The organism is Endozoicomonas sp. ALB091 (genome assembly GCF_049310265.1).
Lineage (GTDB): Bacteria > Pseudomonadota > Gammaproteobacteria > Pseudomonadales > Endozoicomonadaceae > Endozoicomonas.
Genome location: NZ_JBLYNQ010000007.1, coordinates 863,345 through 878,426 on the forward strand (window position 1 = coordinate 863,345; position 15,082 = coordinate 878,426).

General features: G+C 46.2%; 11 protein-coding genes. 7 read left to right on the forward strand and 4 right to left on the reverse strand.

The annotated features are described in order from the left end of the window. Positions 1–59: 59 nt before the first annotated feature. The 4 genes from ACO6UX_RS15605 to ACO6UX_RS15620 are packed head-to-tail and all read left to right on the forward strand — an operon-like array spanning position 60 to position 7,695. Positions 60–2,081, forward strand: a complete 2,022-nt coding sequence (locus ACO6UX_RS15605; RefSeq protein WP_422449118.1) for a hypothetical protein — start codon at positions 60–62, stop codon at positions 2,079–2,081. A 58-nt stretch (positions 2,082–2,139) separates the two neighbouring features. Beyond that, entirely contained in the window at positions 2,140–3,606 is a 1,467-nt protein-coding gene (locus tag ACO6UX_RS15610; protein WP_422449120.1) for a hypothetical protein, read from the forward strand. Next, positions 3,603–5,402 (forward strand): hypothetical protein, encoded by a 1,800-nt coding sequence (locus tag ACO6UX_RS15615; protein ID WP_422449122.1) that lies wholly within the window; start codon positions 3,603–3,605, stop codon positions 5,400–5,402. The genes ACO6UX_RS15610 and ACO6UX_RS15615 overlap by 4 nt, the downstream gene beginning before the upstream one ends. A 34-nt stretch (positions 5,403–5,436) precedes the next feature. After that, a complete protein-coding gene (locus ACO6UX_RS15620; RefSeq protein WP_422449124.1) occupies positions 5,437–7,695 on the forward strand; it encodes a DEAD/DEAH box helicase in 2,259 nt (752 codons plus the stop codon). A gap of 333 nt (positions 7,696–8,028) precedes the next feature. On the opposite strand, the gene ACO6UX_RS15625 is transcribed toward ACO6UX_RS15620, so the two are convergent. Next, positions 8,029–8,334, reverse strand: a complete 306-nt coding sequence (locus ACO6UX_RS15625; RefSeq protein WP_422449126.1) for a hypothetical protein — start codon at positions 8,332–8,334, stop codon at positions 8,029–8,031. A gap of 389 nt (positions 8,335–8,723) precedes the next feature. Between ACO6UX_RS15625 and ACO6UX_RS15630 the strand changes: the two genes are divergently transcribed. The 3 genes from ACO6UX_RS15630 to ACO6UX_RS15640 are packed head-to-tail and all read left to right on the forward strand — an operon-like array spanning position 8,724 to position 11,120. Next, entirely contained in the window at positions 8,724–10,007 is a 1,284-nt protein-coding gene (locus tag ACO6UX_RS15630) for a hypothetical protein (protein ID WP_422449128.1), read from the forward strand. A gap of 26 nt (positions 10,008–10,033) precedes the next feature. After that, the gene (locus ACO6UX_RS15635; RefSeq protein WP_422449130.1) at positions 10,034–10,306 is read left to right on the forward strand and encodes a hypothetical protein; all 273 of its coding nucleotides are present in this window, start codon (positions 10,034–10,036) and stop codon (positions 10,304–10,306) included. A gap of 34 nt (positions 10,307–10,340) precedes the next feature. Next, positions 10,341–11,120: a hypothetical protein gene (locus ACO6UX_RS15640; RefSeq protein ID WP_422449132.1), complete on the forward strand. Its 780-nt coding sequence runs from the start codon at positions 10,341–10,343 to the stop codon at positions 11,118–11,120. 56 nt (positions 11,121–11,176) lie between these two features. Here ACO6UX_RS15640 and ACO6UX_RS15645 read toward each other — a convergent pair whose 3' ends face one another. The 3 genes from ACO6UX_RS15645 to ACO6UX_RS15655 form a co-directional block, all read right to left on the reverse strand. Further along, the gene (locus tag ACO6UX_RS15645) at positions 11,177–13,201 is read right to left on the reverse strand and encodes a DNA phosphorothioation-associated putative methyltransferase (RefSeq protein ID WP_422449134.1); all 2,025 of its coding nucleotides are present in this window, start codon (positions 13,199–13,201) and stop codon (positions 11,177–11,179) included. Next, positions 13,191–13,766, reverse strand: coding sequence for a hypothetical protein (locus ACO6UX_RS15650; protein WP_422449136.1), 576 nt, complete (start codon positions 13,764–13,766; stop codon positions 13,191–13,193). The genes ACO6UX_RS15645 and ACO6UX_RS15650 overlap by 11 nt, the downstream gene beginning before the upstream one ends. Positions 13,767–13,983: 217 nt before the next feature. After that, positions 13,984–14,874 (reverse strand): hypothetical protein, encoded by an 891-nt coding sequence (locus ACO6UX_RS15655; RefSeq protein ID WP_422449138.1) that lies wholly within the window; start codon positions 14,872–14,874, stop codon positions 13,984–13,986. Positions 14,875–15,082 lie beyond the last annotated feature (208 nt).

A 15,082-nucleotide genomic window follows, 5' to 3' on the forward strand; every position in this document is an offset into this window, starting at 1 on the left:
TCCAGCCAAAAGGACAAAAACCCCACCGGCCAAGGACAGCAGTAGAAGTAACTGAAGACGTGTCAACACTTGCCCATATCCGCTCACTTTACACGGAGCTAACCAGCCCAAAGAACGACAAGAATACGCTGGTGATTCCAAAAACTGAACTTGGCTGGGGTACCTGCCTGAGTTACCACAGCATGGACGACCTGCCCTTTATTGATGGGAAAGAGAAGGTTGTCCTGTTCAGTTCAAAAGAAGCAGAGCAACAATACCTGAAGCTGCAGGATGATAGCCTGAACGGTACGATTGCACTGTTCAACAGTTTCGCCTACACACCCGGTACCAAACCCTCTGCTGTACCTCCCTGCGCCCCTCTTGAACTGGTGATTACTCTGCTACGAGCAGGGCATACCCAATTTGAAGATTTTTCCACAACATTAAAGTTGAGGGGGCTTGGAGCACACGAAAGCTACTTTCTCGCCTGGTACGCTTACGGATATTTTTCCCCAGACCTGGAAGATGTACATAAAAAACGCATGTCCCTGGCCGAGTTCATTAACAAAGAAAAACAACCTTCAGACTCAAGCCCTGTTACTGATCACCTCAGCGATGATGAGCAATTGTTTAAAAGGCTTTGGGACAGTACGCAGCATGAGAATACACTGGTTCTCCCAAAAACGATCCCTAATAGAAATGATATTCTGATACGCCAGAGCAGCCTGAAAGGTTCATTCCTGTTTACCCGTGACCATATTGTTCTGTTTACCCATATTGCAATAAAAAAGCAGTTCCTTGCAGAGAACCGAGCGCTTCAGCTACAGGGCAAGCAAAGTTACCTTCTGACTATTGAGCTTCCGAATACAGCTTCCTCTCTGGAAACCACCCCCTCGGAGGCCCCCTCTGCAGAGCCATCGGTCACAGAACAGCAAGCCGGCCCTGAAGCAGATAAAAGGTATTCCTCCCAAACAGATACTGCACAGAAATCGCAGTCAAAACCTTTTCGCCCTTATTTCTTTAAATCTCTTGAGAGCCTTGAGCAGTTATTTAATACCAACAGCTCATCAGAAGATGTCCTTCTTAACTTGCAAATTGAACTGGAAGCCAGGCAGACAACGGGGGCCAAAAAACTACTGCAAAAGGTTCAGGCAGCATTAAAAAATGTTCCAGGCCCGAATGAAGCGACCACTTCAACCCATCAGGAAAGAACGGCTCACAGCGTTAACAGCCTGGCCCATCTCTACCCCATTGAGAATCCGATAGAATGCAAACGTTTTTATGCCCAGTCCCTCAGTGCTGCCATTGAAAAAAGTGACCTCCCTTCAAGAACCAAGAGCGCCATTAACTATTGGAAAACACAGGGCAAACTCAAATACAAAACCATTGGCGACTTTTATACGTCACCCGATGGCGGGCGAGACTTGTGCAGCGTTCCAGGTATTGGCGATAAACGCTTTGAACGCATTCGTGACTACCTGATATCTCTGGCACCACAATCTCTGAGTAACCAGAAGGAGGAGAGTGGCAGCACTGAGGAAGTAGCAGAAAAACCTTCACCAGTGAATATGCACTCCTTTCTGAACCGCCACTGGACAACCCCAACGGAAGATATCCTGCCTGACGAACAGCACCGGGATAACTCAGTTTTATCGCCAGAGACAGCTCCAGCCTGTGCCAGCACACCTGAGGATAATCCCGGGGAAACCAGTGTCCCCTTACCTGAATACACGACGCTCGCTAACAGAATCCGAAAAACACTGCCCGTCAGCGACTTTCAGATCATCATGGGCCGTGGGGTGCAGGAGCTGCAATACGACCAGCTGGGTCAGCGCCTGAATATGTCGCGCCGGGATGTACGAAAAAGAGAGCAGATGTTGCTGAATAAAGTGAGCCAGAGCAACCAACCGATGCTGGAAAGTTTTATAACCGCGCTAAACCAGCATCTTGATGCCACCGATGGGGATTCCACACTGGAAGCTGCAGGGGAGGTAACCCACCTACCCGCCCATCAGCTTAAGTTACTGATCTATTTCGCCAATAATCTTCAGGAGCAGCCCTGCTGGATTGAGGGCAACCGACTGGTTCGCCTGGATCAATAACGGTCCTTAATCATCTATCGATCAGCAATGCTTTCACCATTTTTTGAGATGTAGAGTAATGTTCAACACTGGGCACTCACCGGAAGAAAAAGCGCAGATTCTCACGGATATGATTCGTGAGCGCAGCGACAAGCCGCTGGATAAAAATACACTGCAGAGCATTATTCATGGTTTGCTGCTGGATTTTCAAAAGCAAACGTCATCCACCGACCGATTGATAACCCTCAGCAGTCTTGCCAAGGTTGCCAGTGTTACCAAGTCTGTCAGCCCTATCATCGGGAAAATGCTGCAGAAACTGCAAATTCCATTAGAAGGGTCTCTTTCCACACTGAGTGATGCAGATCAGCGTTTCTATGTCGCCAAATCACTGGAGTGGTTTGAACCGGAGGAATTTCTACCCTTTGCCGCCTATGAAGCGATCCGTGAAGAGACCGGAGAGCGTGTCAGAACAGAGCTGGTTGGGCTGATTTTCAATTACTCCAATAACCTGAAAGCAGCATTTGCAACACTGTATCAGGGCTGCCAGGCGTTCATTGAAGAGTGCCAGAAGGATGGTAGCACCAGGCTGCTTTCGGAGTCTTCACTCAGCAACCGGTTTCGACGACTGTTTAACTGTGTTGATGACATTCTAAAACAGCGTTCACTGCCAGCCGGGAATGCTGCCGGTGTAACACTCTCCCGATTTATTGGCAAAACATTCAGTCATCTGACAGCCAGCCAGACGACCGATCGCTGGCCTGCTGCGGATGCGGCTATTTCCCTGCTGCAAACGTATCTGCGATCACACTTTTCTGTGGTGGTTGAAGCCACCAGCTATGCCTCACTGACCAAGATAAAAAGCTGGTTTAAAGCCGAAGACTGGTTAAGTTATTGCAGCGAGTCCAACGCGGCCAGGCTGCTGAATAACGATATAGAAGAAGCGTTAATTCTGCTGGCCCGCTTTGGCCGTGCTGATCGGGATATGATGGATTGTTTTATTCAGATTCAGGGTAACCGCGATAATGCCCAGAAATCGTTAAGCCGTGTGGTTGAACAGCACCCGGATATCCCTTCTGATCTCCACGAGTGGCTGACCAGGGCCGGCGTGGTAAAAGCTCAGAATAGCAAAACAGAAGACCTGAAAAACCGAAGTATTGAACAGCAGACCGATAACCTGACGGCTGATTTATTACTACAGGCGGGTCTGCTTTCACCCCGTTTGAAAGTGTTTTCAGACGATGCCCTGCCTACCTTGCAAATGTTCAATCCCGGGGCTGCGGGTCAGGTTAAATACCTGCTGAATGCTAATAAAGAGATCTTGATGACTGTGCGCCAACTGGTGACAACCCGGAATCTCAAGGCAAAAGGTCAGATCAATGATGTTCTGGAGTATCAGGCAGCGGAGCATGAGGTTACTGGCGGTCATAAAGCCGGCACTCGAAAAGTACGGGTCCTGCGTCCTGCCGTTGAACGAAAGGATGGACAGAAAACTGCCATTGTGCGCAAGGCACTGGTTGAAGCGATGGAATCAGGAGAAGACTTATGAGCCATCAGGATTGGCAGCTGTTAATCAGCAATTTGATCGCCCGTATTGAGATTGATGGTGTTACCGGCCAGAAGCGATTGCCCGGCATTATCACCAATGCCGAGTATGCTGCCTTGCAAGGCAGCCTTGAACAATTTGAAAACGGTTCCACGCCACAAGAGTCACCACATCAGCCAGCCACTATTGAGCATGAACATCAGCAAAGCGCAATTGAAGAATACCACTTTGACTTCAATTTTGGTGAAGACTCTGAGGTTGAAAGCACCATTGCTCCGGAAGAAAAGCCTGAAGAAGCAATCGTCCTACAAGAAGACGGTGACAACTCAGTAAAGCTGGAACTGCAAAGCACGCTTATTGATACTGCCGACAATGGCACAACCTACCTGTGCATCGACTTTGGTACTGCACTTTCCAAAGCCTGTATGGTCACCAGGGATGATGGTTATGAAGAGGTTCAACCATTACCCCTGGGTAAAGAAGCCGGGCAGGAAAATTATATGTTCCCTGTCGTTTCTTCTGTTTACATAGGATTGGACGACCGCATTTACTTTGGCCAGAAAGCCATTGACCGCAGTCTGGAAGAGAGAGGTACGGCTGCACATGCCCGTTTTGACTCCCTGAAATCTTATATGATGAGCCATCCGGAAGAGGAGTGCCTGGATACAGTTATTGCTGAACCATTCTGCCCTGCTGGCGTCAGTTTCTCCGTTGGTGCACTGATCTCATTTTATTTAGCCTATGTTACTGACCTGATCGATCAAACGGCGATGGCGGAATACGACCTGCTCCCTTACACCTTGCGCCGTTATGCCATGCCTTGCTTCCCTGATAGCCGTAAGGCCTGGGTTGAAAAAGAGCTTGCCACCTATCTGGCTCGCGCACAGATTCTCGGCGATACCTTTAGTGACGAGTGGTATGAAGGTATTCCTGTCAATAAAGCGACTTCCGCCTGGCAACAAATTCTGAAACTGCCTCAATTACCACGTTTTCTGGTTGATGGCTCTGTTACCGAACCGCTGGCCGTTATCTCCAGTCGGATAAGTCCAGACTCTTCCGTTACCAGTAAAGCCCTGATGGTTGTGATTGATGTGGGTGCGGGCACTACCGACTTTACGCTGTTCCAAATGAATGTAGATGCTAAACAACAGCGTTATCAGGCAATAGAAGTGGACGGTTCTGCCATTAGCCTTAATAAGGCGGGAGATTATGTCGACCAGGTTTTGATGTCCACCCTACTCAAGCAGGCCAGCATTACCGTCAGCCATCCGGACTATAAAGCGATTGTTCATGACATGAAGCTGAAAATCCGTAGCATGAAGGAGCGGCTCTTCAAAGAGAAAACGCTGGAATATTATCTTTTTGATGGCTCCGCCGGTGATATTTCTCTTGAGAGCTTTATCAACCTGCCAGAAATCCGTGCTTTTGCCAAGGACCTGCAAGATACCTTTATGCGCGTTCTCGATTCGATTGATCCATCCTGGCTGACGGATAGCCAGCAAGGATCCATCAGCGTCACTATTACCGGAGGTGGGGCCAATATGCCTATGCTGCAGGAGTTAACCAGAGGACAGGTTTATATTCACGGTATTTCGCTGAACAGATCTTCGCCTACCCCCCATGTTCCGCAATGGATAGAAGACGAAAGCGACCTTCTGGCCCAGGAGTATAACCAGTTGGCTGTATCTATCGGTGGCGCTCGCAAGAATGTCATCAATCGTCAGGCTACACAGAAACAGTACAGCGGCTCACGCCTGTCCCGTACTGCCGCAAACCTGGAAGTTTCCATCGCCCGGTAACCACTGAACACATTGCTGACGGATCTCTACGCTCATGGATGCAAGTATTATTAAAAAGGCATTACAGGCAGGACCAAAGGATCTTAAGGACCTGGCCCTTGCCACGGGTTTGAAGCGTAAACAGCTGGCCTTGTTTCTAAGTAATTCTGATGATTTTGTACTTGCCAGCGGTTTATGGGGACTGGCTGAAGAACCCTCAGATGTTAGAAACATCCCTGAAGTGAAAGACGCTACAGCACCAACAACAAGAGAGTTCGGGTCAGATATTAGTCTGAGGGAAAAGCTACGCAAGGAGCGGCAAGTAAAACACCAACAGCGGCAGAATGTTACGGCCAGTGAAGGTAATTCCACTCCGTCAGCAGCACTGCCAACCGTTGCTGGCATTCGTGAGGCTCTAAGATTAGAGGCAGAAGCCATCCCCAAAAAGATTCGTTTCCAGATTCTGAAGCGGGAGAAAGTGGATGTATTCTGGGTATTAACCATCAAGCCCAATGACTCTATCAACACAACTATCGATGAGAGCCTTGAAGGCGCGAAAGTCTGGTGGCCAGTGAAAGGTGGCGCCAATGGCCAGGCCGATATCCTGGCAGTACTTCCGGAGGAGCAACAAATCCACCTTCGTTTCTGTACCGCCCCACCACCAGAAAAAGAGGAAGCGATCTTTATTTATCTCCCCAGATATATCGATGCCATTATTGATATCTGGAAAAGCAGCTGGGCAGAACGTTGTATCCTTTGGCTGAAACAGGCCCGTACACCAGAAGCAAAGTCAGAAACTATCGATGTTTCCCCTGCTGCCTTTCCTTTATTACGAAAAGGGCAGAAAGCAATATTCCAGCAGCTCGGCTGGCCCATTTCCTTTTTATGGGGACCGCCCGGTTCCGGTAAGACCTATACTCTGGGTGCACTGCTGGCCAGCTTTATGGTTCAGCACCCGGAGAAAAAGGTTCTGCTGCTCAGCTCCACCAATACAGCTGTTGACCTTGCCCTGGTTTCCGTTGATAACGCTTTGGCTCAGCTAACCTCCGAAAAATCGCCTTATGCTGCCGCTGCCAATATTGCACGAAATCGTACAATTCGCCTGGGTAACAATTTCAGGGCCGGACATTTTAAAAACAGGGAGCATCTGATACCCGCTGCTGACAAGAAACTTCTGGATGAACTCAGGCAGCTGGAACTGGAAGAACCACCAAAGGAAAACGTTAAAGATTATGCTTTCTGGCGACAAGCCCGGGATGCATTAAGAAAAAAGATTAAGGCACACTCATTGCTGTTGCTGAAAAATAACCAGCTGGCGGCTCAAACCACTACCCGTGCCGCGTTTACTTTTGAAGAGCTTCAGCAGATAGAATACGACTTGATCGTTTTTGACGAAGCCAGCCAAGTCGGGATTCCTTACGCACTGGCCCTGATGCCATTAGGCAAACATTGTCTTTTTGCCGGAGACTACAAACAGCTGTCTCCTATCTGTATTTCCAAGGCGCAACTGGCCAGAGAGTGGCTTGGCCAATCCATGTTTAAGTATTATCGGAAAAGTGCAGAATGCTGCTGCCTGTTGGATGAGCAGTCGCGAATGGCCGAGCCCATCAGCCAGCTGATCTCCCAAATATTTTATGACGGCGTACTGCGAGTTGCCGATGACGCCAAAGCTAACCGTGAGTGGCAAGCGGCACGGGACAAGGTTGCCGGTGAATCCCCTGTCACCATTCTTGAGGTATCTCAAGACTTTAAATGGTCACAAAAGTACAACGGCCCGATTCGTCACGAGTCAGCCTTGACTCTGTGTGACTATTTGAAATCCTTATTGCCTGAAGAGCGAAAGAACTGTGTTGTGCTAACGCCTTTCAGAGCCCAGCGGGCCTTGATCAAAAATGTTCTGAAGAAAGAGAATTTGGGCACAGTGAATGTCAGTACGATTCACCGTTCCCAAGGGGCTGAATACGACACAGTTCTTTTTGATCCGGTTGATGGGCGGCATAACTTCTTTCAATTCCAGAAATCACTGATTAACGTTGCCCTCAGTCGGGCAAAAGCGAGACTGGTGCTAACACTTTCTGAGGGTGACTGTGCCGAAGATACGTTCAGGAAAATTCGCTTTCTTTCTAAAGAACGCCAACAGTATCAATCGGTAGCTGGGCTGAGCGAGCAACAGATAAAGACTAACTCCGCTACATGGATCGGTAAGGCCGTTCAATTTCGAGGTGTTTCCGGAATTTTTAAGGCGTATAACAACCAACAAGTGATACTTATAGACTTGAGAACTGGAGAAGAACGAAAGTTTTTACTTGAGTAAGCCTGCTTCCGGCCTCTCCAGTTGGGTATTTATTCTTCGCTATACTTTCCCGTTGGCGCCATATGCCACATAAATGAATGAACATCTATCATATCTCGTGGTCTCAGCGGGCTTATTTTGCTTTTGAGCCATTGACTGAAATCCAGAATTTTTTCGTAAAGCTCATAAGAAGGAGTTGCATCATAACGGACTGGGTAACCTGATATATCAAGACATTTTTTTATCATCTCTGGCTAAACAAACATCTGGTTTTCAGGGTCAGATAGAAACAGAAGATATGTCGTATATGACCATTTTCTTATGTTCTGTGTTTTAAGAATTGATACAAAATGATCAAAGCGCTGTGACAGGCATTTCCCCCCATAAAAAATGGTACAACTCAAGCGAAAATACAGGTGAGTTTTCTTTTATAGTGTCCAGAAAGACAGGCTTCTCAAAATTGCCTTGAATAAAATTGGTCAGACCTACTAACTGGGCTATTCGATGGAACAGCTCCGTATACTCTCCAGAGCTGAGCAATTGCTCATACCCAGACCTTCCTAACAATGCCTGAAATTGCTCACAAGCATGAACCTTATGGTTACGTTCTTCTTCAGCCTGACAGTCCCCATAAAAGGCCACCGGGGTTGCGTTTTTCAAAGGTCGCAATCATTCCCGGAATATTACGGTGTTCAAGCTCATTCCCCACTGCATCAAGGATAGTGGCAGCCATATTCCTTGATGATGGAACCTCGAGTTTTTTCATAACATTGTGGAGTACTCTCAGTTCATCAATAGATTTATCTGGCTAATACGTTGCAGCCTGCTGACTTCCTGCGCAGAAAGTTCGGAGTAGCTACTGTTCATACTTCATCTCATTTTATATTCGAAAAATGATCTATCGGCATGCTTGAGCCGTTTGAATAGAGTGAAATTTATTCGCAACCTTACTCACAGAAACGATGCATTAAAAATGCGCTTTACTTTTTTGCATTATGGCACGACAATATGCATGCATTATGGCGAAATATAATTCAGAGAGTTAAGCTATGCCTACATTAATTGGCCGTGATGAGGCTATGGATATCACCCGTGAGCTCAATGATCTATTGCTGGATCAGATGTGGCTAAACACCAATCATGAAAATGTGCAGAAGATGAAACAGCTTCTGTACGAAGAGTCAGACCACTGCCTTATAAATGACCTTTATGCGTATGCGACTGATGCAGTGTGGCTGGGAGGGGATATGGATGAAAAGATTCCCCTGTTTATCGATATGTGCGAGATGGAAGTGCCCCTCTACCTACAGTGCTGTTATACCTATACACATAGCAAGGATAAATTTCTCAAATTACAAAGCCTGTATGAATTGATCCATGCGCGTCTGGTTATTGATGAAGCGGCAGGGGATATAGAAGTTAATGTTCATTGGAAGTTTCTTCCCCATGCCAGTGAAGGTGTGTTAAACCGTCGCCAGGTAGCATTACTGGAAAATAAGAAAGAAGACACCATTCGTAACGCTATGTATGCCGAGGGTAGGGCACGGCTCAAACCGTTTAAAGATAACCTCTATAGAGTTGATGATGTCATTCACTGGCAAAAAGCGATGGGGACGTTTAAGGCCACTCAGTTTCGTCGGGGCGATCCTTGTCGGGAAGACCCATCAACAGGTCTTCAGTTCAAATTATGGCTGCAAGCGTTTGCCAATCCTCATAGCAGCCCTCTGGTTACTTTTGACCAGCTCCGGGAAACGATTACAACAAATCGTCAGACAGCATTTGACCTGTTTTGGAAAAGTCCAGATGAAGACACGCTGCTTGCCTGGTTCTCGTCTCAAAATGCACTCAATCTGGCGTTGTTACTGGACATAAAACCGGACTGGCTAATCAATCAATTGTCTCGTTGCCTTTTAACTGAGCTACCAGAGGACGAGGAGTTCGAAAAGTTGCGCAAAAAAGAGCCCGTGAGTGCTGAATTGCCCGCCACAGCAGAGCTGATAACAAAAACTATTCAAGAGTGTGACTGGATTGAAAGTCACGCCCTTCAGCAAGGGAAACAAAATGCAAAAATGAATGGTTATACATCAGGGAAATATACGTTCACCCATGAACATAATCTGAAAACCCAGTATTTCTGGCTTCCGGTAATAGCCGGTGAACACCTGTCTTTACCCAAAAAACGGTATTTGAAAAAAGACTTGGATCAGTCTGGCAAGTATGGGCGACACAGTGGTTTAAAGAAGTACCAAGAACTGGCCTATGAAGATCTCTATAAAGTTGAAATCCATACTTATGGCGATTTGCAGGATGTCTTGAAAGCACTCAAATCGTAAACCCGGAGTCAATGGTAGGGAGAACCATGATAACCACTCACGCTCAAAAAAGAATGCAACAGCGGGCTATCAGGGCAGAGTTGCTGGATATTATGGATATGGTGGCTATGGAAGGCCACCAACATGGGGGAACATACATACAACAAATCCCTCATAAAGAGCTGGACAGGTTGATTAAAAAAACCAAAAAACTGTTAAAAATACTCAGCAAGGCAAGCAATACCTATTGTGTCAGAGGCGTACATGATTACGTCATTACAGCTGGACATAAAACAAGACCATTGAAAACCACTTATTAACTGATCAGCAATAAATTAAAATCAGGAAAGATATATGTACGATATCAATTTTGAACAGTTTTCTAACACGTTAAAAAATATCAATATCGAAAAAAAAGGGACCCTTCCAGAAAGCCTGAAATTGTTTGATACCGGTAAATTAAGCAGCTATTACGCGCCTTTTGATTACATCAACAAACAGGCGAAGGTTGTTATCTGTGGTATCACCCCCGGAATGCAACAAGCTGTACTGGCTCTGGAAGAAGCCAAGGCAAAACTTAATAACGGTCACTCACTGACGAATGCAAAGCTTGCCGCTAAAGAGACGGCTAGTTTTGGCGGCCCAATGAGAGCCAACCTGATCCGCATGCTTGATAACATTGGATTACCTGAAAAACTGGGAATCCAAAGCGCTGCAGATCTTTTCGGCTCTCGAAAAGATCTGGTCCATTACACCTCAGCACTGCGCTATCCGATATTCGTTAATGGTAAAAATTACAGCGGCACCCCAAGCATGCTGAAGACACCAATATTGAAGCAAATGGTCGACGACTGCCTTGCTAACGAAGTGCAGCAGCTTAGCCCTGAAACTCTGTTTATTCCACTGGGTTCAAAGGTCGAAGAAGTGCTGCGGTACCTGGTAAAACGGGAAGTTTTAAGAGAACAACAGCTACTATCAGGCATGCCACATCCCTCAGGGGCTAATGCAGAGCGAATTTCATACTTCCTTGGAGAGAAAGAAAAACACCTCCTGTCCATTAAAACCAATCCCGACATTATTGATACAAGCAAAGCGCAAATTTTGCGCACTATATCGGGGTTACAGTTGCTGTAGAAAGCTGCCCTGCACTTCTGAGTGAATCAGGAGTGCAGCTCTCAATCGGCTATAAATTACGAGACTTTAAAGAAACGATATCCTTGCACCTTCAAACCAAACCCATGGAGCAAAACTTCTCGTAGGTCATCTGTGGAGAGTCCATAACCATCCATACCCGGTAAATTAAGGCGGGCCAACCGCTGATCAAAACTTTTCTGCCTACTGTAATCGGTAAAGGATTCATCGATAAGATAAGACTTCCAATACAATGGCTGAGGTTCATACTCACTGTACCCGTAGTCAAAAAAGTCCACATGTCGAGATCGCAAATTTATTTTGATACGCTCCATTAGCATTGGTAATGGCTGAGAGTCAAAGCCTTCGTAAACCATCAGGGAGAGTTTTCCGGAGCGGATATGAATCTTTACCAGATCGACCCCATCCGTGTCAGCAAACAGCTGGGCAGCACAGCCAACATAGACTCGTAAAACAGACGGCAAATGATTAATAAATTTACTGTGTAATGTCAGTGAGTGGTTCTCTTCATAAAGCGAGGCGGGTAACTCTTGATGCGCCAGAATACAGGCATTATAAATCAGCTCCGGTTGTGCGATAGAAAAGAGTAATTCTCTGGATTCTTCCTGCGCACGCTTATAATCCCCAAAGAAAGCCTTGATATCTCTCTTCAACTGATCAGGCATATGCCTGTATACCCGTTTTTTATTGAACTGTTGCAAAGCAAAATAAACTCTCAGATCCTCTTTACGCTCTCTTTCAGCTTGCAGCAACTCGTCGGTATTAAATTCCTCCCTAAGAAACTTAAACGCCTTTTTCGGGGAACCGATCACGGCTACCAGCTGTTCACTTTCTGCAAACTCCTCGGCAACAGGCAAGCGACCCAGCTCAAGAGTACACTGCCAAAAGCTCTCAAATAACGTCCTGTTCGCCTCAAGAAGCTGTTGTCTCTTAGGGATACGAACACTTTTATGTACCAGCTGCTTCCAACGGCTCTGGCGTCGCTGCCTGTTTGACAGATATAACTGCTCTTCATCTTTATCCTTAAATATAAAGAAGATTCCGGGAGCTACAGCAATAGGTTCTTCATCCAGAATTTGCTCAAGGAAGATCTGGAGTTCATTCTGGCTGTAATATTTTTGAAAGGTGTTGCGGGAAGTGAGTACACCGTCTTTAAATGGTTTGAATTTATTGATATGCCTTTCACTGGCAATCATTGCCGAAGCAACCAGTAATTTTTTCGTTAACTGCCATGCTCCCTGAACAGCCTCTACCCGCTCCTGCAAATTTTCAATGACATTGATAACATAACCCAGATTAACCAAGTCTCCCGCTTTCCTGGTACCATCAGGCCGCCAGTTAGGATCCCAGCCAGAGCATGTTATCCCGTGGGCCGATAGTTCAGTGAGATCATCACCATGGCCACACCCATAGTCAAAAACAGAATACTCACCGTTTAAAAAGCCGTGCCTGGCCAGCATTTTCATCGGAGCAGAGAATGCATCCCGACTCAACGCTGTTTTGTGACGATCAACCTTATGGGGGGGACTCTCACTAGCATCGACTGATGCTTGGCGAAACAAACGACCATCGACTAATGCATAACCCTTCTCCCGAATTAATGTCTCCCAGCCCTGTTTGAAACCGATTATTCTGGTGTTTTCATACAATCCAGCCTCTTCTCCCTCGCGCGTGATCTCACAGAAATCCTCATAGTCCGGGTGGGAAGTTAGCACCATGTTCTCTTTTCTGTGCAAAATCGGCGGATTGAGGGATCTGGAGAAATCGGTGCTTTTTATTTGATCTCCGGCCAGATTGATACCGGTACTTTTATGCAAGCAGGGGTAGGCATCATCAATAAATGCAGGGTAGCTAAGCAGAGTGACTTTAAAAGCATCCTTGTGGAGACGAACAATATTCCAGTCATCTTCATTAAGGCCAACCAGTGACGCTTGACGGCTAATGAATGTTGCAAGTGCTGGCGATGCCTCGGCCAATGCGTCATAGTGAATATAGACTGCCTTTGGTAAAACCTTACCAACACTCAGCTCCTGAATTGATGACAACCATTGCTCATGATTCATTACCAAAGCGCTCCAGAAACCTCGTTGCAGTCATTGTAGCGGGAACATAACCACGCCCCGCCTTCCTGGGCTGCATCACTGAAACCTGCTGGCAACCTCCACTGCTGTTATAGCTCAAGTGTATGGGCCTGTCTGGGGCATAAAAATAGAGGCGATCAAATGGCAGGTGTTCTGCAATCCACAAACTTATCTCCAGAGATGAGATATCCGGAACAAGAAAATCACAGGCAGCGCCACCGCGAGTACAAACCCTTTCCTTTTTTTGATTGAGTTCATAGCAGGCATGTTGATCAAGACTCGGGTAAATAGCGGCTATTTGATGATTGGCGCTTGCCAATCGTTTTCTTACTATAGCCAACTCAGGAGAACAGAAACCATAGGTGAGCGTGATTTCACCAAAGCGTTCGACGACTGGATCCAATAACTCTCGCGCCAATGCGGCAAGTGCATCCCAACTGGCACTATCTAACGGCAGATTGGAAATACCCAAAGACTGACAGGTTTCACCGCACTCAATGAGCGAGCGATAAATAAAATGCTTACTGCATTTATCATCAAGCTTCACCGCTCACCTCTTAAGAAGATTACAGATGACTGCGTTGCGTAATGACTATTCAGAATATGCCTCTACAAATTGTCAACTGCAATATTTGTCATTTGGGCAAGCAAAACCAAGCATTCATTCCAGAACGTCACGTACTAAGCCTTATATTCTTTTTGCTTGATGACAAGATCCATTTTGAAATTTCGATCACTGTCAGATCAGGTCTGGAGTTATGCATCTACACAATATCCAAAAGTGTTGGCAGAAGGTTTAAACCCACCGAATACGGGGATTCACCGGTACGCTGGCAGTGGTTATAGATTGATGTGTAAATTTTTGCTTGCTGATCAATATCCAAATGAATTGAGTCTTCTCGACAATAATCATCCACACAAATCATCACTTGCTTCAATAAGTCACCATAGATGTTTTTTTCGTTTGATGAGGAACGCTGCTCAGACAGCTGGCTGAGCAACGAACCCAGCATCAGCTCCATATCATCAATCGGCTGAATTTGAAGTGAAGGCTTAAGTTTATCATTATCACCGAAGAGGTGTAACGCACCTTGCTCACCCCTGATAATACTTGTTAGCTTATCGCTTGGAATATGTGAGCAAAACCAACCATTTTCTTTGCTATCCGCCTCATCACTGGAAAAATGATAAATTAATGTTTCAGCCAACTTCCGGGAAAAACGACCGGAATACATCTCCCAGCGCCTGTACTTTATTGTGTTCTCTTTATAGATATAACTACTGCGAGTTCCCACTGCCACAACTATCTGTAGTCCATCATGACAAAGATGAACAATGCTTTTGTTCAAATTTTTCAGCAAATTTAAATTGACCATTTTGTTCAGGTCATCAGTATCCAACGCTGTATTTATACAAAAAGGTCTTCCACTTCCAGTAACCAGCCAAGTCAGCTCTACACCTTCGCGGAGATGAACGACACGCAGTATCTCTGACCCGGGAACAACATCCTTTTGCATTTTCTCTGCTGCGCCCTTTGAAACACCAATGGCCGATGCCCAAGGATAAAGTCTACGGCCACCAAGGACGTACTCAAGACGTGACTTGAAGCTGAAGAAGTCAGGAAACCTCCTATACGTAGGATAATAGTCGCTCACAAGACAGAATTCCCCTCAAATACTTGACATAACCCTAAAAAAAAGGGATAATAGAGACCAAGGAAGCAATAAAACCCTTAAAATCGGAAAAACCAATGGCAAGGGATTTTTTCAGGTTTGTTTACACAGGACTAAACCAACAAACTCTCAGACGCCCCGAGAAACCACCAGTTCCAAGGGCTGAGGCGCACCAATAAAGATGCAAACA

Coding starts and splice junctions, on each gene's coding strand:
- ACO6UX_RS15610 (WP_422449120.1), top strand. CDS start 2,140: ATGTTCAACACTGGGCACTCACCGGAAGAAAAAGCGCAGATTCTCACG.
- ACO6UX_RS15615 (WP_422449122.1), top strand. CDS start 3,603: ATGAGCCATCAGGATTGGCAGCTGTTAATCAGCAATTTGATCGCCCGT.
- ACO6UX_RS15620 (WP_422449124.1), top strand. CDS start 5,437: ATGGATGCAAGTATTATTAAAAAGGCATTACAGGCAGGACCAAAGGAT.
- ACO6UX_RS15630 (WP_422449128.1), top strand. CDS start 8,724: ATGCCTACATTAATTGGCCGTGATGAGGCTATGGATATCACCCGTGAG.
- ACO6UX_RS15635 (WP_422449130.1), top strand. CDS start 10,034: ATGATAACCACTCACGCTCAAAAAAGAATGCAACAGCGGGCTATCAGG.
- ACO6UX_RS15640 (WP_422449132.1), top strand. CDS start 10,341: ATGTACGATATCAATTTTGAACAGTTTTCTAACACGTTAAAAAATATC.
- ACO6UX_RS15645 (WP_422449134.1), bottom strand. CDS start 13,201: ATGAATCATGAGCAATGGTTGTCATCAATTCAGGAGCTGAGTGTTGGT.